The organism is Variovorax sp. AC103 (assembly GCF_979254005.1).
The window spans coordinates 73,760-93,541 of record NZ_CEEDFC010000003.1 but is presented as its reverse complement, the minus strand read 5'-3'; the positions used below and the strand labels follow the sequence as shown (position 1 = coordinate 93,541).

Annotated in this window: 19 protein-coding genes; 3 read left to right on the top strand and 16 right to left on the bottom strand. The window is 68.6% G+C overall.

The window, feature by feature from the left end; genetic code table 11:
- The first annotated feature begins 202 nt into the window (after positions 1-202).
- The gene (locus tag AC0IYU_RS05120; RefSeq protein WP_472113826.1) at positions 203-961 is read left to right on the top strand and encodes a sulfite exporter TauE/SafE family protein; all 759 of its coding nucleotides are present in this window, start codon (positions 203-205) and stop codon (positions 959-961) included.
- Positions 962-1,052: 91 nt separating this feature from the next.
- Here AC0IYU_RS05120 and AC0IYU_RS05115 read toward each other — a convergent pair whose 3' ends face one another.
- From AC0IYU_RS05115 to AC0IYU_RS05095, 5 genes are all read right to left on the bottom strand, one after another.
- Positions 1,053-2,564: a tripartite tricarboxylate transporter permease gene (locus AC0IYU_RS05115; RefSeq protein WP_093127645.1), complete on the bottom strand. Its 1,512-nt coding sequence runs from the start codon at positions 2,562-2,564 to the stop codon at positions 1,053-1,055.
- A 12-nt stretch (positions 2,565-2,576) separates the two neighbouring features.
- Positions 2,577-3,065 carry a tripartite tricarboxylate transporter TctB family protein gene (locus AC0IYU_RS05110; RefSeq protein WP_435487191.1) on the bottom strand — a complete coding sequence of 163 codons (489 nt, stop codon included), beginning with the start codon at positions 3,063-3,065 and terminating at the stop codon, positions 2,577-2,579.
- Positions 3,066-3,270: 205 nt separating this feature from the next.
- Positions 3,271-3,681 (bottom strand): RNA recognition motif domain-containing protein, encoded by a 411-nt coding sequence (locus AC0IYU_RS05105; protein WP_192323417.1) that lies wholly within the window; start codon positions 3,679-3,681, stop codon positions 3,271-3,273.
- A 180-nt stretch (positions 3,682-3,861) separates the two neighbouring features.
- Positions 3,862-4,098, bottom strand: coding sequence for a DUF3820 family protein (locus AC0IYU_RS05100; protein WP_435446788.1), 237 nt, complete (start codon positions 4,096-4,098; stop codon positions 3,862-3,864).
- 7 nt (positions 4,099-4,105) lie between these two features.
- On the bottom strand, positions 4,106-4,486 hold the full coding sequence (locus tag AC0IYU_RS05095) for a translation initiation factor Sui1 (protein ID WP_435438865.1): 381 nt from the start codon (positions 4,484-4,486) through the stop codon (positions 4,106-4,108).
- A gap of 47 nt (positions 4,487-4,533) precedes the next feature.
- On the opposite strand from AC0IYU_RS05095, the gene AC0IYU_RS05090 reads away from it, so the two are divergent.
- Entirely contained in the window at positions 4,534-5,820 is a 1,287-nt protein-coding gene (locus AC0IYU_RS05090; RefSeq protein ID WP_472113823.1) for a DEAD/DEAH box helicase, read from the top strand.
- A 12-nt stretch (positions 5,821-5,832) separates the two neighbouring features.
- Here AC0IYU_RS05090 and AC0IYU_RS05085 read toward each other — a convergent pair whose 3' ends face one another.
- From AC0IYU_RS05085 to AC0IYU_RS05075, 3 genes are read right to left on the bottom strand one after another with little or no spacing between them, the layout of a single operon-like run.
- A complete protein-coding gene (locus AC0IYU_RS05085) occupies positions 5,833-7,236 on the bottom strand; it encodes a dipeptidase (RefSeq protein ID WP_472113820.1) in 1,404 nt (467 codons plus the stop codon).
- Positions 7,237-7,261: 25 nt separating this feature from the next.
- The gene (locus AC0IYU_RS05080) at positions 7,262-8,950 is read right to left on the bottom strand and encodes a carboxylesterase/lipase family protein (protein WP_472113817.1); all 1,689 of its coding nucleotides are present in this window, start codon (positions 8,948-8,950) and stop codon (positions 7,262-7,264) included.
- Positions 8,951-9,003: 53 nt separating this feature from the next.
- A complete protein-coding gene (locus AC0IYU_RS05075) occupies positions 9,004-9,999 on the bottom strand; it encodes a Bug family tripartite tricarboxylate transporter substrate binding protein (RefSeq protein ID WP_472113815.1) in 996 nt (331 codons plus the stop codon).
- A gap of 124 nt (positions 10,000-10,123) precedes the next feature.
- Here AC0IYU_RS05075 and AC0IYU_RS05070 point away from each other — a divergent pair, with 124 nt between their 5' ends.
- A complete protein-coding gene (locus tag AC0IYU_RS05070) occupies positions 10,124-11,068 on the top strand; it encodes a LysR family transcriptional regulator (protein ID WP_472113813.1) in 945 nt (314 codons plus the stop codon).
- Here the strand turns inward: AC0IYU_RS05070 and AC0IYU_RS05065 are convergent.
- The 8 genes from AC0IYU_RS05065 to AC0IYU_RS05030 form a co-directional block, all read right to left on the bottom strand.
- On the bottom strand, positions 11,053-11,355 hold the full coding sequence (locus tag AC0IYU_RS05065) for a Dabb family protein (RefSeq protein ID WP_472114343.1): 303 nt from the start codon (positions 11,353-11,355) through the stop codon (positions 11,053-11,055). The genes AC0IYU_RS05070 and AC0IYU_RS05065 overlap by 16 nt on opposite strands.
- A gap of 17 nt (positions 11,356-11,372) precedes the next feature.
- Positions 11,373-11,684 carry a YciI family protein gene (locus tag AC0IYU_RS05060; RefSeq protein WP_472113810.1) on the bottom strand — a complete coding sequence of 104 codons (312 nt, stop codon included), beginning with the start codon at positions 11,682-11,684 and terminating at the stop codon, positions 11,373-11,375.
- A 135-nt stretch (positions 11,685-11,819) separates the two neighbouring features.
- Positions 11,820-12,983: an acyl-CoA dehydrogenase family protein gene (locus tag AC0IYU_RS05055; protein WP_435487184.1), complete on the bottom strand. Its 1,164-nt coding sequence runs from the start codon at positions 12,981-12,983 to the stop codon at positions 11,820-11,822.
- Positions 12,984-12,993: 10 nt separating this feature from the next.
- A complete protein-coding gene (locus AC0IYU_RS05050) occupies positions 12,994-14,154 on the bottom strand; it encodes an acyl-CoA dehydrogenase family protein (RefSeq protein ID WP_472113807.1) in 1,161 nt (386 codons plus the stop codon).
- A gap of 25 nt (positions 14,155-14,179) precedes the next feature.
- Complete coding sequence (locus tag AC0IYU_RS05045; RefSeq protein ID WP_472113804.1) at positions 14,180-15,091, bottom strand: SDR family oxidoreductase; 912 nt, start codon at positions 15,089-15,091, stop codon at positions 14,180-14,182.
- Between the two features lie 41 nt (positions 15,092-15,132).
- A complete protein-coding gene (locus AC0IYU_RS05040; RefSeq protein ID WP_472114340.1) occupies positions 15,133-17,040 on the bottom strand; it encodes an acetyl/propionyl/methylcrotonyl-CoA carboxylase subunit alpha in 1,908 nt (635 codons plus the stop codon).
- A 118-nt stretch (positions 17,041-17,158) separates the two neighbouring features.
- Complete coding sequence (locus AC0IYU_RS05035; RefSeq protein WP_472113802.1) at positions 17,159-18,769, bottom strand: acyl-CoA carboxylase subunit beta; 1,611 nt, start codon at positions 18,767-18,769, stop codon at positions 17,159-17,161.
- Between the two features lie 104 nt (positions 18,770-18,873).
- Positions 18,874-19,653: an MHYT domain-containing protein gene (locus AC0IYU_RS05030; protein WP_472113799.1), complete on the bottom strand. Its 780-nt coding sequence runs from the start codon at positions 19,651-19,653 to the stop codon at positions 18,874-18,876.
- Between the last annotated feature and the right edge of the window lie 129 nt (positions 19,654-19,782).

The following is a 19,782-nucleotide window of genomic DNA, read 5'->3' as shown; positions in this document are numbered from 1 at the left end:
GATCAACAAGAAAAATCTTCAAAGGCTCCGTACGAGATGCCTGTTTCGAACTTGAAAGACGCCGCTGGTCGGCGTCTTTTTTTTGCCTGTTCGAAGGGCGTGGCCCGGCCTTTTTTCTCAAGCCGAATGCACCCCATACGCTTGCCGCACCTGCGCGTGACGCTACTTTTTTAGTAGCGTTGCGGGTGAGACAATCGCCGCCATGGAAATGCTGGTGGTCACAGGTGCCTCGCTGCTCGCGGGTTTTGTCGATTCGATCGTGGGTGGGGGCGGGCTGATCCTGGTGCCGGCGCTGTTCGCCGTGTTTCCGGGCGCACCACCGGCGACCCTGCTGGGCACCAACAAGAGCGCGTCCATTTGGGGCACGGCCGCCGCGGCGGCCCAGTTCAGCCAGCGGGTGCAGATGCGCTGGGGGGCCCTCTGGCCGGCCGCATTGGCCGGCTTTGCCGGCGCGATGCTGGGCGCCTGGGGTGTCACGATGTTTCCCGGCGACTTCCTGCGCCGGGCGCTGCCTGTCATCTTGCTGGGCGTGCTTCTGTACACGCTGGCGCGCAAGGACATGGGCCGGCTGCACGCGCCGCGTTTCACCGGCCGCGCCGAAACGCTGGCGGCCTGCACCATCGGCCTGTCGATCGGGCTGTACGACGGTTTCTTCGGGCCGGGCGCGGGCAGCTTCCTGGTGTTCCTGTTCGTGCGCTGGATGGGCTACGACTTCCTCAACGCCTCGGCCTCCGCCAAGATCATCAACACCCTGACCAACGGCGCCGCGCTGATCCTGCTGGCGGCCAAGGGCCACGTGTGGTGGCAGTACGGGCTGGTGATGGCGGTGGCCAACGTGGCCGGCAGCCTGCTGGGCACGCGCGTGGCGCTCAAGCACGGCGCGGGGTTCGTGCGGGGCGTGTTCATCGTGGTGGTGAGCGCGCTGATCCTGAAGACGGCGTACGACGCGTTCCTGAAATGAAAAAAGCCCCAGGCGCCAAGCCGGGGGCTTCTTCCAGAAACACCGAGGAACCGGCTTTGCCGGGCCTCGGGTGTTGCCCCCGGTGGCGGGCCTATTCTTCGACGAAGGCTTCCTCGCGCTTGGCCTTGATGGCCGGCAGCAGCACGATGCCCAGCAGCATCACCGCGGCCACCAGCAGCCCCGCCGACAGCGGCCGCGTGACGAACACGCTCCATGCACCGCGCGACAGCAGCAGGGCGCGCCGCAGGTTCTCTTCCATCATCGGCCCGAGGATGAAGCCCAGCAGCAGCGGCGCGGGCTCCGTCCTGAGCTTGATGAACAGGTAGCCGATGAAGCCGAAGGCCGCCACCATCCACACGTCGAAGGTGTTGTTGTTGGTCGAGTACACGCCGATGGCGCAGAACAGCACGATCGCCGGGAACAGGAACTTGTAGGGCACCGTCAGCAGCTTGATCCACATGCCGATGAGCGGCAGGTTCAGGATGATCAGCATCGCGTTGCCGATCCACATCGAGGCGATCAGGCCCCAGAACAGCTCCGGGTTGCTGGTCATCACCTGCGGGCCGGGCTGGATGTTGTGGATCGTCATGGCGCCCACCATCAGCGCCATCACCGCGTTGGGCGGAATGCCCAGCGTCAGCAGCGGAATGAAGGAGGTCTGCGCGCCGGCGTTGTTGGCCGACTCGGGCGACGCCACGCCGCGGATGTTGCCCTTGCCGAAAGGCACTTCGCCCGGGCGCATCTTGATCTTCTTCTCCAGCGCATACGAGGCGAACGAGGCCAGCAGCGCGCCGCCGCCCGGCAGGATGCCCAGGGCCGAACCCAGCGCCGTGCCGCGCAGCACCGCGGGCGTCATGCGCTTGAAGTCTTCCTTGGTGGGCCACAGGCCCTTCACCTTGTGCGTGAACACCTCGCGCTCGTCGTCGGGCTGCGAGAGGTTGCCGATGATTTCGCCGTAGCCGAACACGCCCATGGCGATCACCACGAAGCCGATGCCGTCGGTCAGTTCAGGAATGTCGAAGCTGTAGCGCGCCACGCCCGAGTTGACGTCGGTGCCCACGATGCCCAGCAGCAGGCCCAGCACGATCATGGCCACCGCCTTGATCAGCGAACCCGACGCCAGCACCACCGCGCCGATCAGGCCCAGCGTCATCAGCGAGAAGTACTCGGCCGGGCCGAACTTGAAGGCCAGCTCGGTCAGCGGCGGTGCGAAGGCCGCCAGGATCAGCGTGCCCACGCAGCCCGCGAAGAACGAGCCCAGGCCGGCCGCGGCCAGCGCGGGGCCCGCGCGGCCCTGCCTTGCCATCTGGTAGCCGTCGATGCAGGTGACCACCGAGGACGACTCCCCGGGCAGGTTCACCAGGATGGCCGTCGTGGAGCCGCCGTACTGCGCGCCGTAATAGATGCCTGCCAGCATGATGAGCGCCGACACGGGCGGCAGCGCGTACGTGGCAGGCAGCAGCATCGCGATGGTCGCGACCGGGCCGATGCCGGGCAGCACGCCGATCAGCGTGCCCAGAATGCAGCCCAGCAGGCAATACAGCAGGTTGGTGAAGGTGAAGGCAACGCCGAAACCGATGGAAAGGTTGTGGATCAGGTCCATGGTGCGTGCTCCTCAGCCCGAAATGAAAGTGGGCCAGACCTGGATCTGGAGCTTGAGCGCCCAGATGAAGGCCACGTAGCTGCCGGCGGCCAGGATGGTCGAGAGGATCAGCACGTCGCGCAGCTTGAAGTGCTCGCCCGCCATGCTCGAGATGATCGTGAGGGCGTAGATCGCGATGATCATTCCCATGGCCGGCAGCCCGATGCTGGGCAGCCCGCCCAGCAGCACGCCGAAGGCGAGGTTGGCGCCGAGCACGAAGGCCAGGGGCTTCCAGGCCCACTTGCCGATCGGGTCGCCGTCGGTGGTCTCGACCACCAGCGCCTGGAACATGATGATGGCGCCCAGAAAGGCCAGCAGGATGCCCAGCATCAGCGGGAAGTACCCCGGCCCCATGCGGGCGCCGTCGCCGATGGTGTAGGTCGTGGCGCCTATCGCGAAGGCCCCTCCCACGCTGGTGAACATGACTCCTGAAAAGAAGTCCGCCTGACTCTTGATGCGCATGTCTCGCCCCTCTTGTTTTGAAGGAGTGAGCGTCGTTCTGCGCGGCTGACCGTTGGCTGACCGCGAGGGTACGGACAAATGCTTACCGGGTTTCCATGAGGGCGACCTGACTGCGGGCACGGAAGGGCGCGGTAGAAACGAAAAAAGCTCCCGAAGGAGCTTTTTTCATTCAGAGAGCCGGAGCTCTCGGACGTGCAGGGAGGGCTTAGTAGCCGCCGCGGCCACCGCCGCCGCCGCCGTAACCGCCGCCACCACCGCTGCGGCCACCGCCGCCGCCGCCGTAACCGCCGCCACCACCACCACCGCCGTAGCCGCCACCGCCACCACCGCCGTAGCCGCCGCCACCACCGGTGCGGGGGGGACGAGCTTCCATCGGACGGGCTTCGTTCACCGTCAGGGCACGGCCCTGGAGTGAATGGCCGTTCATGGCTTCGACAGCTGCGAGTGCTTCAGCATCCGTGCCCATTTCGACAAAGCCGAAGCCCTTCGAACGACCGGTGTCGCGTTCCATCATGACCTTGGCGCTGACGATCGAGCCGAACTCGCCGAAAGCCTGTTCCAGGTCGTTGTCACGCACGGAGTAGGCGAGGTTGCCTACGTAGAGTTTCTTGCCCATTGAGGGACTCCTAATTCAAACCAACAAAACAAAGCGATGGAGTCCCAGAATCACAACAAACAAGTGCGCTGTGGCGCGAAACTGACCGATCACCGAATTACGTGCACGGGAGACAAGTCTCACAGACACGTAAGCCGGATTATCCAGCGTGAATTGCAAAAAGAGTGGGAAATTCGTGTGTTATTGCGAAACAGTCCGACCCGGCGGGCGATTTCGCAACGGTTTCAGGAGGTCCGAAAGCCCGTTGTGGTCTATCTCATGCATCAGGGCGAGCAGCCGGCCAATGTCGCCTGAGGGAAAACCCTCACGTGCAAACCAATTCAGGTAATTTCCGGGCAAATCGGCGATCAGCGTGCCCTTGTGCTTGCCAAAAGGCATCGGGAGGCTCACCAGGCGCTGCAGGTCTTCGGGCTTCATCGGGTGCTCAGCCTCCCGCGCGCTTGACGGTGTGGCCCTGCTTCACGAGGGCGGCGATCACCGTTTCGCGGTGGTCGCCCTGGATTTCGATCACGCCGTCCTTCACCGTGCCGCCCGAGCCGCAGGCCGTCTTGAGCTGCTTGCCGAGCGCTGCGAGGCCTTCGGCGTCCAGCGCCACGCCCTTGACGACGGTCACGCCCTTGCCTTTGCGCCCCTTGGTCTCGTGCGATACACGCACAATGCCGTCGGTGGCCGGCGCGCGCGCGTTGAGTTCCTTGCAGCGGCACCGGGCCACGGGCTCGCCGCAGTCGGGGCACATGCGCCCGCCCGCCTCGGTGGAGTACACCAGGGCGCTGCCGGTCTGATTGCGCTGTTTCATCGTCGACATTCGCTACGTCTTTCTTCTCTCTCGGGTTTCTCTCTCTGTCTGCTCACATGCCATTCGTTTCACTGGGCCTGGCCCCCGCGCTCGTTCAGGCTGCCGCCGAAAGCGGTTATGCCGCGCCGACCGCCATCCAGGCCGCGGCCATCCCCGCGATTCTGCAGGGCCGCGACGTGCGGGGCTCGGCGCAGACCGGCTCCGGCAAGACCGCCGCATTTTCCCTTCCCGTGCTGCAGCGCCTGAGTGCCCAGCGCGTGGACGGCCCGCGCCGCGTGCGCGCCCTGGTCCTCGTGCCCACGCGCGAACTCGCGGCCCAGGTCGGCGAGACCATGCGCAGCCTGGCGCAGCACCTGCCCGAACGGCTGAAGATCGTCATCGCCTTCGGCGGCGTGTCGATCAACCCGCAGATGATGGGCCTGCGCGGCGGCGCCGACATCGTCATCGCCACGCCGGGCCGGCTGCTCGACCTGATCGAGCACAACGCGCTCAAGCTGAATGCCGTGTCGACGCTGGTGCTCGACGAGGCCGACCGCCTGTTCGACCTCGGCTTTGCCGAGGAGCTCGGCCGCATCCTCGCGCTGCTGCCCGCGCAGCGCCAGAACCTGCTGTTCTCCGCCACCTTCCCGGCCGCCATCCAGGCGCTGGCCGACGGCATGCTGCGCGAGCCCGCCGTCATCGACGTGCAGGGCGAACCGGGCACCGAGCCCAATATCGTGCAGCGCGTGATCGAGGTCGACGCCATCCGACGCACGCAGTTGCTGCGCCACCTGCTCAAGCAGCACGAAGGCGAATGGGACCGCGTGCTGGTCTTCGTCGCCACGCAGCACGCGGCGCAGATCGTGGCCGAGAAGCTCTACAAGAACGGCATCTACGCGGTGCCCTTCCACGGCGACATCGCGCAAGGCACGCGCACCGACATCCTGTCGCAGTTCAAGGAGAGCCGCTGGGACGTGGTGATCGCCACCGACCTCGCGGCGCGCGGCATCGACATCGCGCAGCTGCCCGTGGTCATCAACTACGACCTGCCGCGTTCGCCCACCGACTACATCCACCGCATCGGCCGCACCGGGCGCGCGGGGGCGAGCGGGCTGGCGATCAGCTTCGTGAGTGCATCGACCGAGGCCCACTTCCGCCTGATCGAGAAGCGCCAGGGCCTGAGCCTGCCGCGCGAGCGCGTCGAAGGCTTCGAGCCTACCGAAGCGGCCGTGCCGGTGACCGATGCGTCGGGCACGGGCGGCGTGAAGGGGGCGCGGCCGAGCAAGAAGGACAAGCTGCGCGCGGCGGCGAAGGCCGCGCAGGGTGGTAACGACAACGACGGCGGAAACGACGCCGGGCACTGAGCCTGACGCGCGTCAGTCCTGCGCTGCGTGGAACGACGCCGGCGCATGCTTCGCCAGCTCCGCCAGCAGCAGCGTCCACCCGCGCGTGCCTTCGCCGATGGACTTCAACCTGAAGAACTCGTTCGGCGCGTGCACGTCTTCGTCTGGCAGGTTGAAGCCGAACATCAACGTGTCGATGCCCAGCATCTCTTTGAAGATCGCCGTCACCGGTACGCTCGCGCCCAGGCGCACGTGAATGGGCCGGCGTCCGGTCTCGCATTCGAGCACCGCCTCGGCCGCGCGCACCAGCGGATGGCCCGCGGCGAGCGTCGATGCGGGCGATCCATCGTTCATCGCCACCACGTCGAGTGTGCAGCCCGCGGGGCAATGCCGTTGCAGGTGGTGCAGCACCGCGCGGATCATGCCGGCCGGGTCCTGCCCCACGACCACGCGCGTCGTCAGCTTGGCCTGCGCCTCGCAGGGCACGATGGTCTTGCCGCCGCCGCCGGTGTAACCGCCCCACAGGCCGTTGATGTCCAGCGCAGGCCGCAGCGTGACGCGTTCACGCGCCGTGTAGCCCGGCTCGCCATGCGAGTTGCCGCCGACGTCCGAGAAGAACGCCGCCTCGTCGTACGGAAACGCCGCGGTGTCGGCGCGCTGGCGCTCGGTCGGCGGCAAGGCGCCGTCGTGGAAGCCGTCGACCGCCACGCTGCCGTCCGCATGGTGCAGCGAGGCGACCAGCCGCGCCATCTCATGCAGCGCGTTGCGCACGCTGCCGCCGTAGCGGCCCGAGTGCAGGTCCTTGTGCGCGGTGCGCAGCCGCACCTCGAGTTGCGCATTGCCGCGCGCGCCTGTGTTGATGGTGGGCACCTCGGCGCTCGCGCGCCCGCCGTCCGCCGACAGCACCGCGTCAGCTTGCAGCAACTGCCGATGCCGCTCGATGAGGGGCCGAAGCGACGGGCTGCCTGTCTCTTCCTCGCCCTCCAGGAACACCTTGATGTTCACCGGGCATGCGCCCTGCACCGCGAGGAACGCGGCGATCACTTCCAGCGCGATGGTGGTCGAGCCCTTCACGTCGGACGTGCCGCGCCCGTAGAGCCGGCCGTCCACCTCCGTCGGCTCGAAGGGCGACGTGCGCCACTGTTCGATGGGGTCCACGGGCTGCACGTCGTAGTGGCCGTAGACCATCAGCGTGGGCTTGCCCGGCGCGCCGTTCCATTCGCCATACACGGCGGGTTCGCCGCCGCCGTCGAGCAGCCGCACGTTGGCCAGGCCGATGTTTTCCAGCCGCTCGACGAGAAAGCGCCGCGCGTCGTGCATGCCCTGCGCGAAGGCCGGGTCGGCGCTCACGCTCGGAATGCGCAGGAAGGCTTTGAGCCAGTCCACGATCTTGGGTTGCCGGGCGTGGAGGTAGTCGATGACGTGCTGCTCGTTCATGAAGAAATCTGTTCGGGTTCGTGGGTCAGTACAGCGGCGGGAACACGGCGGGTCCCCACAGCGTGTCGCACTTGTGCGTGTGCTCGAAGGCGTTGCTCGAGGTCTTGACGGCGGGGTAGCTGAAGTCGATCAGCGCGCGGTCCGACGGCCCCGTGAAGCGCGGCCAGCGCGAGGCGACGTTGCGCCCGTCGCCGTTGGGGTCGCCGTTCTTCGCGAAGTTGAGCAGGTACGCAACCATCTGCGCCGACAACGCCTTGCGCTGCGCCGTGGTGGCCGCGTCGGGCGTGGCGCTGCCGGGGTCGAAGTACGGGTAGCTGGGCAGCGCATCGACCGTGCCGGTGAAGTAGTAGCTGTCCATGCCGTGCGCGGTGCCGTAGTAGAAGCGCTTGGGGCTTGGCGGAAACGAGAGCTGCGGGTCGTTCAGTTCCCAGCCGTACACCGGCACCCAGGCCGACAGCGCATCGCGCCGGGCGCTGTTGCCGCACGCGTACAGCGCGTCGCCCATGGCCCGCGCGAAGCCCTGCGCGGGCACCGCGTAGTTGCCAACCGGATACGCGGCCTCGATGGCCGTGGTGTCGTAGCCTGCCGGTGCAAGGCCGCGCAGGTACAGCGGGTAGTTGTCGGTGCTCAGCTGCGTGTCGACGAACAGCGTGCCCTCGTCGTACACGCCGCCGATCATCACGGGCACCTGGTTGAAGTTGCCGCTCTGGAAGGCGCGCGCGGGCACCTGCGTGATGATTTGTGCGTCCACCGTGGGCCGCCACTTGAGCCCGCCCTGGCCTAGCAGCGCCGACACGGGCAGCGCGCGCAGGCAAGCGACCACGTCGGTTGCGGTGCTGCAGCCGAGGTTCTTCACCGCCGTGTCGCCGACGGCCAGCGAGGTGTCCATGCTCGGGTTCGAGTACTCGGCCGAGCCGCCGCTCTGCATCACCGCGCGCTGGAACAGCCCCCTGGCCTTGGGCGACTGCAGCAGCGAGAAGCTCTGCGTCGCGCCCGCCGAGGTGCCCCACAGCGTGACGTTGCCCGCGTCGCCGCCGAAGGCCGCGATGTTCTTCTGCACCCAGCCGAGCGCGGCCAGTTGGTCCATCACCGCGAAGTTGCCGAGACTGCCGTCCTTGTTGGCCGCGCGCAGTGCCTGGTTGGCGAGGTAGCCGAGCGCGCCCAGTCGGTAGTTCAGGCTGACAACGATCACGCCGCGGCTGGCCAGCGGGCTCGGGCCCATCTCGCCCGAGCCCAGCGTGAAGGCGCCACCGTGGATGTAGAAGAGCACCGGCAGCTTGTCGTTGGGCTTGGTGCCCGCGGGCTTCCACACGTTCAGGTAGAGGCAGTCTTCGGCAATCGGCGACGACACCGCGCCTGACGCCTGCGGGCAGGCGTTGCCGAAGGTCTTGGCGAGCAGCGTGTCGGCATGCGCGGCCGGCGGCCGCGGTGGCGCCCAGCGCAACGCGCCCACCGGTGCCTGCGCGTAGGGAATGCCGAGGAAGGACACCGCATCGGCGCCGGCCGTGCCCGCGACCTGGCCTTCGGTGGTCATGGCGAGCGTGAGGTCCTGCGCGGGTGGTGGCGCCGCTGCCGGGGCGGGCGCCGGTGCCGCGGGTGGCGGCAGCGCAAGGCCGCCGAACCCCGTGGTGCCCCCGCCTCCACCGCCGCAAGCGGAGAGCGACAGCGCGAGCGCGAGCGCGAGCGCCATGCCATGGATGTGTCCAGTCTTCATGAATGCGTCTCCTCGAACGGAATCGAATGGAAATGGAAGGAAGCGAACCGGCGTCAGGGCGACTCGTAGCCGATGGTCTTGACCAGCTCGCGGTAGCGCGCGGCCTCGTTCGCGTAGAACTTTTCGCCCACCTCCAGGCTCATCGGCTCGAAGACCGTCTTGGCCTGCGACTCCAGCTGCGCGCGCGCATGCGGGTTCTTCAGCGCTGCTGCAATCGCGGCGTTCAGCCGCTCGGCCACTGGCTGTGGCGTGCCCTTGCGCACCATGTACGAGGTCCAGATGCCGAAGTCGAACTCCTTCATCTCCTTGCTCTGCGCGCTGGTCTGCAGCGTGTCGAAGGGCGCGGGCAGGCGCTTGCCCGGCGAGAGCGAGCCGACGAGGCGCAGGCGGCCCTGGTTCACGTAGTCCACATAGAAGGCTTGGTAGGGCATGAACGCGAAGTCGATCTGCCCGCCGAGCAGGTCCTGGATGATCGGCGCGCCGCCTTTGTAGGGCACGTGCGTGAGTGCCGCGCCAGTGCGCTTGGTGAAGAGCTCGCCCAGCAGGTGGTACAGCGTGCCCGCGCCCGGCGTGCCGTAGCTCAAGGGGGCGTCTTTGCGGGTGCGCGCCAGCGCCACGAACTCGTCGAGCGTGTGCACCGGCAGCTTGCTGTTGACCACCAGCACCAGCGGCGAGGTCGCCACCGGCGCGATCCACTGGAAGTCTTCGGGCTTGTAGCGCGTGCTCCTGTTCACCAGCCCCGACAGGATCAGTTCGTTGGGCGAGCCCTGGAACAGGTAGTGGCCGTCGGCCGGCGCGGCGAGCACCTTGGCCGCGGCGATGGCGCCGGTCGCGCCGCCGATGTTCTCCACGATCACCGGGCCGCCGAGCGCCTTGGCGAGGGGCTCGCTCAGCGCCCGCGCTGTGAAGTCGCTGGCCGCGCCGGCCGGGTAGGGAACCAACAGCGTGACCACCTTCGAGGGGAAGGTGGCCGTCTGCGCCTGCGCCGTCCCTGCCGTTGCGCAGCCTAGAAAAGCGAGCGCGCAGAGCCATCGAGCGAACCGTTTCATGGGGAATTCCTGGGTCTTGAGTGGTATGCGCTGGATGCTAGGAATCGTTCTTTCATCCGTCCAATGCATTGTTTTTGTCATTACCATGCGCACTACTCATGCATACGACAACTCGCCGCCCGCCATGAACCTCCAGCAACTCGACCATCTGCTCGCGCTCGCGGAAACCGGCTCCTTCAGCCGTGCTTCAGAGAAGGTGCACCTCACGCAGCCGGCGCTCAGCCGAAGCATTCAGATGCTCGAGCAGGAACTGGGCATGCAGCTCGTTGACCGCATTGGCAAGCGCAACGAGCTCACACCCTTCGGCGCGATGGTGCTGGCGCGCGCCAAGCGCATCTCCACGGAAGCGCACGAACTCAAGCGCGCCGCCGCGCTGCTGGCCGACGGACAGGCGGGCTCGGTGAGGCTGGGGCTCGGCGCGGCGCCCGGCGCGTTGTTCTCGGGGCCCTTGCTGATCGAGATGCTGCGCAACCATCCACGCGTGGGCGTGCAGCTGCACGGCGGCAGCCCTGAGCTTCAGCTGGCGGCGCTGCGTGCGCGCACGCTCGACGCGCTGGTGCTCACCTACCGTGCGGTGCCGCCGCGCGAAGACCTGCACATCGAGGTGCTTCCGACCATGCGTTCGGGCTTCGTCTGCCGGCGCGACCATCCGCTGCTCGAGCAGGGTCGCCGCAAGCCCGTGCGCTTCGACGCGCTCACGCGCTACCCGGTGATCTCGACGATGGTCAGCGACGACGTGGCACGCACGCTGGTGGCGCGCTACGGCAGCGACGCCAGCCCGCAGCGCTGGCTGCACGTGTCATCGGAAGACATCGGCGCGCTGATCGGCGCTGTACGCAACACCGACGCCATCTTGCTGGGCGTACTGGCGGCCACGCGTGCGCTGCAGGACAGCGGCGAGCTGGCCGAGTTGAAGGTGCATCCCGCGGCGGGGCTGAGCGCGCAGTTCGCTTTCGTCACGCTCGAAGGCCGCACCGAGGCGCCAGCGCTGCAACTGGTGCGCAGCTTCTGCGTGGCGCAGGCGCGCTCCGGCGCCGGTCGACCCGCCTCGGATCAACCTGCCGCGTAGTCCACCTGGTGCCGCGCAATGCGCAGCTCGCCCAGCTCTTCGCGAATGCGCAGGTGCGCGGGGTGCGTGGCGTAGCCGTCCAGCGCGGCCTGGCTGTCGAACTCGCTGTAGAGCACCACGTCGCAGGCGTAGCCCACGCCGCTTGAATCGACGCCCACTTCCAGGTGCCGCAGGCCCGGCACCTGCCCGCGCAGCGACTCGAACTTGCGCTTGAGCAGCTGGCAGGCCTGCGCCTTTTCTTCGGGCGTGTCGCCGCGCAGGTTCCACATCACGATGTGCTTGACCATGGAGGCCGTGCGCTCGCTCATTCGGCCGGCGCGAAGCCGACCTTCTGCGGCCACAGGTTGGTGAAGGCCAGGACCGAACTCGAACTGCTGGCATAGAGCCCGGCGCGCGTGAAAGGCTCGTTCGCCTGCCATTGCTCGGCAGCCGCGCGGCTGTCGAATTCGATGGCCAGCAGGCTGCCCACCATCGTCTTTCCGTCGTCGGCCAGCAGCGGGCCGGCGAAGGCCATGCGGTCGGCCACCTGCGCCAGGTAGGCCTTGTGTTCCGGGCGCACCGCGGTGCGCAACGCGGCCGAACCGGGTTTGTCGAGAAGATGAAAGACGAAGATCACACGGGGCTCCTGCTGTGGGTGGCCGCTCGATGCTAAGCAGGCGCGGCGCAGAACGCCATGCACCGGCAGCCTCGCCGGTGAAGAACAGTTTTCCGCTGGCGTGAGATCGGCCTGCGGCGCGCCCGGTCTGGCCGCTCACCAGCCCATCTGCCTGGCCGCCAGCTCCTTCATGATTTCCTCCGCCCCGCCGCCGATCATCATGACCTTCACCTCGCGGTAGATGCGCTCGCTGACGGTGCCGCGCATGAAGCCCATGCCGCCCAGGATCTGCACCGCCTGGTCGGCGCAGAACTGCATGGTCTGCGTCGCGTGGTTCTTCAGCATGCAGATCTGCGCCACCCACTCGGGCGCGTTGAAGCGGCCGGCCGCCTCGAGCGCATCGCCCTCGGCCGACACGGCCTCGATCCATGCTTCGGTGGAGGCGATGCGCATCTGCATGTCCACCAGCTTGTGGCGCACGGCCTGGTGCTCGATGAGCGCGGTGCCGAAGGTCTTGCGCTCACGCGACCAGGCCAGTGCTTCGTCGAGGCAGGCCTGCGCGAAGCCGAGCGCCCCGGCGGCCAGCCCGATGCGCTCGCCGTTGAAGTTGCCCATGACCATGCGAAAGCCCGCGCCTTCGTCCCCCAGCAGGTAGCGCGCCGGCACGCGCACGTTGTCGAAGTGCAGCGTGGCGGTGTCGGAGCACAGCCAGCCCATCTTCGCCAGGCGCGTGCGCGAGAGGCCCGGCGTGTCGCCCGGCACCAGCAGCATCGAGATGCCGCCCGCGCCGCGGCCTTCGCCGGTGCGCACGGCCACGGTGATCCAGTCGGCGCGCATGCCTGAGGTGATGAAGGTCTTCTCGCCGTTTACGACGTAGTCGTTGCCCTCGCGCCGTGCGGTGGTGCGCAGCGCCGCCACGTCGGAGCCGCCGCCGGGCTCGGTGATGGCCAGGGCCGCGATCTTCTCGCCGCGCAGCACCGGCGGCACCACCTCCCGGCGCACCGCCTCGCTGCCGTGCAGCACCACGGGCGGCAGGCCGATGTTGTGCGAGAACAGGCTGGCGAGCACGCCGCCGCTGCGTCCATGGCGCGCGAGCGCGATCCATGCAGGCAGTTTCAGCGAATACGAGGCGGGCGTGCCGCCCAGTTCCTCGGGATAGCTCAGTCCCAGCAAGCCGAGTTCGGCGGCGCGTGTGTAGAGCGCGCGCGGAAACTCGCCCGCGTCGTCCCAAGCCTGCACGTGCGGCGCGATCTCGGTTTCGGCGAAACGCCGCACCGTGTCGGCGAGCGCGGCGCGGTCGGCTTGCAGTTCTGCATTCATGACCGCGTCTTCAAACGCGCGGCGCCCGCTTGGCGATGCCCATGGTCTTTGCGAGGATGCCCAGCATCACCTCGTCCGCGCCGCCGCCGATGGAGCCCAGCCGCCCGTCGCGGTACAGGCGCGACACGCGGTTTTCCAGGGTGAAGCCCATGCCGCCCCAGAACTGCAGGCAGGTGTCGGCCACCTGCCGCGTGAGGCGCCCGGCCTTGAGCTTGGCCATGGAGGCCAGCTCGAGCACGTCCTCGCCCTGCACATGCAGGTCGCAGGCGCGGTAGGCGAGGGCACGCAGGGCTTCGACTTCGGTCTTCAGCTCTGCCAGCTTGAACTGCACCCACTGCTGGTCGGCCAGCGTGCCGCCGAACATCTGGCGCTGCTGCGCCCATTCGATGGTCTGGGCGATGCAGTCTTCCATCGCTTCGAGCGAGCTCGCCGCGGCCCACAGCCGCTCTTCCTGGAACTGCTGCATCTGGTAGATGAAGCCCTGGCCCTCCTCGCCGACGCGGTAGCGCTGCGGCACGCGCACGTTGTCGAAGTAGATGAGCCCGGTGTCGCTCGAGTTCATGCCGATCTTGCGGATCTTCTTCGCCTTCTCGATGCCGGGGCTGTCCATCGGCACCATCACCAGCGACTTGTTGCGGTGCACCGGTCCGTCGCCGGTGTTGACCAGCATGCACATCCAGTCGGCCTGCAGGCTGTTGGTGATCCACATCTTCTGGCCGCTGATGAGGTAGTCGTCGCCGTCCTTGCGCGCATGGCTCTTCAGGCCCGCCACGTCGCTGCCCGCGCCGGGCTCGCTCACGCCGATGCAGCCCACCATGTCGCCCGCGATGGCGGGCGCCAGGAACTCGCGGCGCAGTTCGTCGCTGCCGAAGCGCGCGAGCGCGGGCGTGCACATGTCGGTCTGCACGCCGATGGCCATGGGCACGCCGCCGCAGCTGACGTGGCCGAGCGCCTCGGCCATGGCCATGGCGTACGAGTAGTCGAGCCCGCCGCCGCCGAAGGCCTCGGGCTTGTTCAGGCCCAGCAGGCCCAGGTTGCCGAGCTTCTTGAAGACCTCGTGCGCGGGGAATATTTCGGCGGCTTCCCATTCGTCCACGTGCGGATTGATCTCTTCGTCGATGAAGCGGCGCAGGGTCTTCTGGATCTCGAGGTGCTCGTGCGTGTACTGCATGGGGTTGTCTCCGTTCGTTCTTTCTTCACTTGCCCTGCGCGTCCTGGAACACACGCGGCGTCTGCGCCAGGTGGAAGCCGTCGAAGGGCTTCACCGCGCCGCGCTGCCGCGCCCGGGCATCGGGCAGTTCCATCGGCCAGCCCATGCGCACCTGCGGCCGCGCGCCGTCCACGCGCAGCACGGTGCCGCTGATGAAGCTGGCCGCGGGGCACAGCAGGAAGGCGATGGCGGCGGAGGTCTCGGCCTCGGTGCCGAAGCGGCCCGCGGGCAGGGTCTTGCGCATGGCGCGCAGCATGTCGCCGGCCTCGGGCGGGTAGTGGTCCATGCCGCTCGATGCGATGTAGCCCGGTGCCACCGCGTTCACGCGCACGCCGCTCACGGCCCATTCGGCGGCGGCCGTCTCGGTGAAGCTCACCATGCCGGCGCGCGCCGCGCCGCTGTGGCCCATGTTGGGCATGGAGCCCCAGATGTCGGCCACGATGTTGACGATGGCGCCGCCGTGCGCCTGCATGCTTTGCACGTAACACTCGCGGGCCACCAGGAAGCCGCCCGTGAGGTTGGTGTGGATCACCGCCTCCCAGCCCTTGGCCGAGATGGCGGCCAGCGGCGTGATGTACTGGCCGCCCGCGTTGTTGACCAGCCCGTCGATGCGGCCCTGCGCGGCAACGACGGCGCCGATGGCCTCGCGCACCGCGTCTTCCCGGCGGATGTCGAAGGCCTGCGTGCTGGCATGGCCGCCGGCGGCCTCGATCTCGGCTTTGACCGCGTCGAGTTTTTCCTGTTTGCGCCCGACCAGCACCACGTGTGCGCCGAGCGCCGCGAGTTCGTGCGCGGTGCAGCGGCCGATGCCGGAGCCGCCGCCGGTGACGACGATGACCTGCCCGTCGAACAGGCCGGGGGTGAAGACGGAGTGGTAGCGGGATGAAGAGGCGTTCATGCGAAGGACTTTCGGAAACTTGTCTTGCGGTGCGTCATGCGTCATGCGCCGACGACCTCGGCCACCTCGGCCACCACATGCCGCGCGGCCACCTGCGCGCCGACCGCGACATGCAGCGCGACGCGCCCGGCGCGCGGTGCGCAGTGCACGTGCTCCATCTTCATCGCCTCCAGCGTGACGAGCGGCTGGCCCGCGGCGACCGCATCGCCTTCGGCCACCAGCAGCGCGATGACGCGGCCGTTCATGGAAGCGCGCAGCAGGCCGTCGTGGCCGGCATCTGCGGCGCGTGCCACGGCCACGTGCGTGAGGTTGTCGAGCCGGAACGCGCGGCCACGGAAATGGAAGAAGACGCGGCCGGCCTCGCGCACCACCAGCGGCTGCTCGGCCAGTCCGCCGCACGAAAAGCGCAGCGTGCCGTCGTCCTGCAAGGCCACCAGCGCGATCTGCGCGACCTGCGCGGGCGCCTGGTCGTCCAGCACCACATCGAAGGCGCCCTTGCCGCGCGGCGTCACTCGGGCCGTGTGCACCGCGCCGTCGAGCGCAAAGCGCAAGGCATTGGGCAGCGTGTGCGCCAGCGGCGACGGCCAGCCGCGCTCGCCGAGTTGCAGCAGCAGGGCGGCGAGCAGCGCGGCCTGCGTGTCGGCCGGGGCATCGGGCGCGAGCAACGCACCCGAGTGATCCGCAATGAAGGCCGTCGTCGCCGCGCCGCTGGCGAACACTTCGTGCGACAGCGCGCGCTGCAGCAGTGGCTGGTTGGTCGCGATGCCGAGCGCCACCGTGTCCTGCAGGCCCGCAATGAGCCGGTGCCTGGCTTCCTCGCGCGTGCGGCCGTGCGCCACCAGCTTGGCGATCATCGAGTCGTAGAAGGGCGGCACCGCCGCGCCGTCGCGCAGCGCGTGTTCCGTGCGCAGCGCGGGCGAAGGCCGCCACGCCGCGAGCGTGCCGCTCTGCGGCATGAAGCCCTGGTTCGGGTCTTCGGCGCACAGGCGCACTTCGATCGCATGGCCGGTGATGCGCACGTCCTGCTGCGCCAGCGGCAGCGGTTCGCCGGCGGCCACGCGCAACTGCAACTCGACCAGGTCCAGCCCGGTCACGGCCTCGGTCACCGGGTGCTCCACCTGCAGCCGCGTGTTCATTTCCATGAACCAGTACCGGCCTTCGGCATCGAGCAAGAATTCAAGCGTGCCCGCGCCTTCATAGGCGATGGCCTTCGCCGCCGCCACGGCCGTGGCGCCCATGCGCTCGCGCAAGGCCTCGGACACCGCGGGCGAGGGCGCTTCCTCGATCACCTTCTGGTGCCTGCGCTGCACCGAGCAGTCGCGCTCGCCCAGGTGAATGGCGTGGCCGTGCCGGTCGGCGAACACCTGGATCTCGATGTGGCGCGGCGCGACGATGGCGCGCTCCAGGATGACGGTCGCGTCGCCGAAGGCGTTGAGCGCTTCCGACTGCGCGCTGCGCAGCAGTTCGTCGAACTGCGCGGCAGATGCCACGAGCCGCATGCCGCGCCCACCGCCGCCGGCCGTGGCCTTGATCATCACGGGCCAGCCGATGCGCGCGGCTTCGGCGGCCAGCCGCTCCGTGCCCTGGTCGTCGCCCTGGTAGCCCGGAATGCACGGCACGCCCGCGGCCTGCATCAGGCGCTTGGCGCCGGCCTTGTCGCCCATGGCGCGAATCGCCTCGGGCGACGGTCCGATGAAGACCAGGCCCGCGTCGCGGCAGGCCTGCGCGAACTCGGCGTTCTCCGCGAGGAAGCCGTAGCCCGGGTGCACCGCGTCCGCGCCGCTGGTGCGTGCGGCCTCGACGACCGCGGCGATGTTCAGGTAGCTCTGCGCGGGCAGCGGCTCGCCGATCCACACGGCCTGGTCGGCCTGGCGCACGTGCTCGGCGTCGGCGTCCGCGCTGGAATACACGGCCACGGTGCGGTAGCCCATCGCGCGCGCCGTGCGCATCACGCGCACCGCGATCTCGCCGCGGTTGGCGATGAGGATCTTGCTGAAGCCGTTCACTGAAAAACCTCCGCGCTGCGCACTGCGGCGCGCGCTTGCCTGGGGCGGCCCGGCGCTTCGCTCATGGCCGCGCCACCGAAAACTGCATGGCTTGCGGCACGCGCGCATCGGCATCGCGGCAGACCGACAGCACCTCGGCCAGCACGGCACGCGTGTCGCGCGGGTCGATGACGCCGTCGTCCAGCAGCAGCGCGCTGGTGGTGAACACGCTCATCTGCCGATCGAAGCGCTCGACGATCTGCTGCTGCATGGCGTCGATCTTCGCGTGGTCGACCGCTCCCTTGCGCGCCATCCCGGCCTCCATCACGATGGCCATGGTCTTCGCGGCCTGCTCGCCGCCCATCACCGCGGTGCGCGCATTGGGCCAGCTGAAGCAGAAGCGCGGCGCAAAGCCGCGCCCGCACATGCCGTAGTTGCCCGCCCCGTAGGAGGCGCCGCAGTGCAGCGTGATCTGCGGCACCGTGGCGCTGGTCACGGCCTGGATCATCTTGGCGCCGTGCTTGATGATCCCGGCCTCCTCGTGCGCGCGGCCCACCATGTAGCCGGTGATGTTCTGCAGGTAGACGATGGGCGTGCGCGACTGGCAGCAGGCCTGGATGAAGTGCGTGGCCTTGGTCGCGCCGTCGGAATCGATGGGGCCGTTGTTGGTGATGAGGCCCACCGCGTGCCCTTCGAGCCGGATGTGGCCGCAGACGGTGGCGCTGCCGTAGTGTTCGCTGAACTCGAGGAACTCCGAGCCGTCGGCGATGCGCGCGATGACCTCGCGCATGTCCACCGGCCGCCGGCCGTCGCTGGGCATGAGGCCCAGCAGGTCGTCGGCGTCGTGGCGCGGCGGCGCGAAAGTGCGCGGCGCTTCGTGGCGCGCCCAGTCGATGCCGCCGAGGATCGATCGCGCGATGCGCAGGGCGTCTCGGTCGTCCTCGGCCAGGTAGTCGCCCAGCCCGGAGACGTGCGTGTGCATGACCGCGCCGCCCAGTTCTTCTTCGGTCGCGATCTCGCCGGTGGCGGCCTTCAGCAGCGGCGGCCCGGCCAGAAAGGCCCGCGTGCGGTCGCGCACCATGACGATGTAGTCGGACAGGCCGGTCTGGTACGCGCCGCCCGCGGTCGAGGAGCCGTGCGTCACCGTCACCACCGGCAGCCCGGCGGCCGACAGGCGCGCCAGGTTGCGAAAGATGCCGCCGCCGCGCACGAAGTCCTGCACGCGGTATTGCATGAGGTTGGCGCCCGCGCTTTCCACCAGCTGCACATAGGGCAGCTTGTTTTCGAGCGCGATCTCCTGCACGCGCAGCTGCTTGTCCAGCCCCATGGGCTGCAGCGCGCCGGCGTCGATGCCCGAGTCGGACGCGCTCACCATGCAGCGCACGCCCGACACCCGGCCGATGCCGGCGATCACGCCGCCGCCGGGCACGCTCTTCGACAGGTCGGGGTTGTCCTGGCCCAGCCCGGCGAGCGAGGCCAGCGGGAGAAAGGGCGCGCCGGTGTCCAGCAGCAGCGCGATGCGCTCGCGCGGCAGCAACTGGCCGCGCTTGGCAAAGCGCTCGGCCGATGCGCCGGACGCCGCCTCGGCGCGGGCCTCGTGCGCGCGCACCTCGCCGAGCAGCGCGAGCATGCCGGTGCGGTTGGCCTGAAAGGTGTCGCTGGCCGCGTGCAGCCGGGATTCGATGACGGGCATGGGGTCTGTACGGATCGTTGTTGTCGCTCTGTACGGACTTTATGAGGGGCCCGCCGCCCCTGCTTGCGCCAACTAGCTGGTGGGCGCTCCCGGGCGTCGGTGCGTCAGTGGGCCGTCGGCCGCCGCACGCCGGCCGCCGGTGTCGTGTCGAGGCTGCTGCCGGTGACCACCCAGTAGATGAAGATCAGCACCGCGCCTGCCGTGCCGAACACGATGAGGCCCATCGAACTGCCGCCGATGGCCAGCGCGTCGACCGGCGCGGCGGCGGTGCAGACCATGCGCGCGGCGCTCATGCCCACGTAGTGCATGGTGCACACGGCCACGCCCATCACGGCGGCGGCCGCCACCTTGTGGGAGAACTTGCGCAGGTTGAACGCCAGCCACAGCGCGGCGGCGGCGGCGCTGACGGCAATGACCACCGACAGCGCGACCCACGCCACGTCGAAGTCCATCTCGGCGCGCATGTTCATCGCGAACATGCCCATGTAGTGCATCACGCACGCGCCGGCCCCGGCCAGCAGGCTGCCGCCCAGCCAGCCCGACTTGCTGAACCGGTGCCGGCCGCCGGCCATGTACAGCGCAATGCCGGAGATGAGCACGGCCGCCACCAGCGACACCGCCGTGAGCGGCACGTTGTACGAAATGGCCACCGGCAGCCGGTACGCCAGCATGCCGATGAAGTGCATCGACCAGATGCCGATGCCGCCCAGCGCCACCGCGGCGCAGGCGACGACGGCAAGGTTGGGCTTGCCGTCCGCGCCGACCATGCGCCCGGCGCATATGAGCGCCACCAGCGAGCCGGCGAACGAGATGAAGAAGGAGAGCGCCACCATGCCCAGGGAATATTCGGGCAACAGCAGCTGGCCTGCGACGAGCGGAGTCATGCGTGTTCCTTTCGATGAAAGAAAGGACGGCTCGCGAACCCCCGAAAACGGAATGCGACCGGGACGCCGCGAGACGTTCGGGTCAGTTTGTAATGGTTGTTTTAAAAAGTAAACAGGTAATTACACTTC

Bases quoted from the DNA above. Each gene is read 5' to 3' on its own strand.
- AC0IYU_RS05030 (WP_472113799.1), bottom strand. From the start codon at position 19,653: ATGACTCCGCTCGTCGCAGGCCAGCTGCTGTTGCCCGAATATTCCCTG.
- AC0IYU_RS05095 (WP_435438865.1), bottom strand. From the start codon at position 4,486: ATGTCGACGATGAAACAGCGCAATCAGACCGGCAGCGCCCTGGTGTAC.
- AC0IYU_RS05105 (WP_192323417.1), bottom strand. From the start codon at position 3,681: ATGGGCAAGAAACTCTACGTAGGCAACCTCGCCTACTCCGTGCGTGAC.
- AC0IYU_RS05090 (WP_472113823.1), top strand. From the start codon at position 4,534: ATGCCATTCGTTTCACTGGGCCTGGCCCCCGCGCTCGTTCAGGCTGCC.
- AC0IYU_RS05035 (WP_472113802.1), bottom strand. From the start codon at position 18,769: ATGCCCGTCATCGAATCCCGGCTGCACGCGGCCAGCGACACCTTTCAG.
- AC0IYU_RS05075 (WP_472113815.1), bottom strand. From the start codon at position 9,999: ATGAAACGGTTCGCTCGATGGCTCTGCGCGCTCGCTTTTCTAGGCTGC.
- AC0IYU_RS05110 (WP_435487191.1), bottom strand. From the start codon at position 3,065: ATGCGCATCAAGAGTCAGGCGGACTTCTTTTCAGGAGTCATGTTCACC.
- AC0IYU_RS05070 (WP_472113813.1), top strand. From the start codon at position 10,124: ATGAACCTCCAGCAACTCGACCATCTGCTCGCGCTCGCGGAAACCGGC.
- AC0IYU_RS05045 (WP_472113804.1), bottom strand. From the start codon at position 15,091: ATGAACGCCTCTTCATCCCGCTACCACTCCGTCTTCACCCCCGGCCTG.
- AC0IYU_RS05055 (WP_435487184.1), bottom strand. From the start codon at position 12,983: ATGAATGCAGAACTGCAAGCCGACCGCGCCGCGCTCGCCGACACGGTG.
- AC0IYU_RS05120 (WP_472113826.1), top strand. From the start codon at position 203: ATGGAAATGCTGGTGGTCACAGGTGCCTCGCTGCTCGCGGGTTTTGTC.
- AC0IYU_RS05080 (WP_472113817.1), bottom strand. From the start codon at position 8,950: ATGAAGACTGGACACATCCATGGCATGGCGCTCGCGCTCGCGCTCGCG.
- AC0IYU_RS05065 (WP_472114343.1), bottom strand. From the start codon at position 11,355: ATGGTCAAGCACATCGTGATGTGGAACCTGCGCGGCGACACGCCCGAA.
- AC0IYU_RS05100 (WP_435446788.1), bottom strand. From the start codon at position 4,098: ATGAAGCCCGAAGACCTGCAGCGCCTGGTGAGCCTCCCGATGCCTTTT.
- AC0IYU_RS05050 (WP_472113807.1), bottom strand. From the start codon at position 14,154: ATGCAGTACACGCACGAGCACCTCGAGATCCAGAAGACCCTGCGCCGC.
- AC0IYU_RS05115 (WP_093127645.1), bottom strand. From the start codon at position 2,564: ATGGACCTGATCCACAACCTTTCCATCGGTTTCGGCGTTGCCTTCACC.
- AC0IYU_RS05040 (WP_472114340.1), bottom strand. From the start codon at position 17,040: ATGCGCACGGCGCGCGCGATGGGCTACCGCACCGTGGCCGTGTATTCC.
- AC0IYU_RS05085 (WP_472113820.1), bottom strand. From the start codon at position 7,236: ATGAACGAGCAGCACGTCATCGACTACCTCCACGCCCGGCAACCCAAG.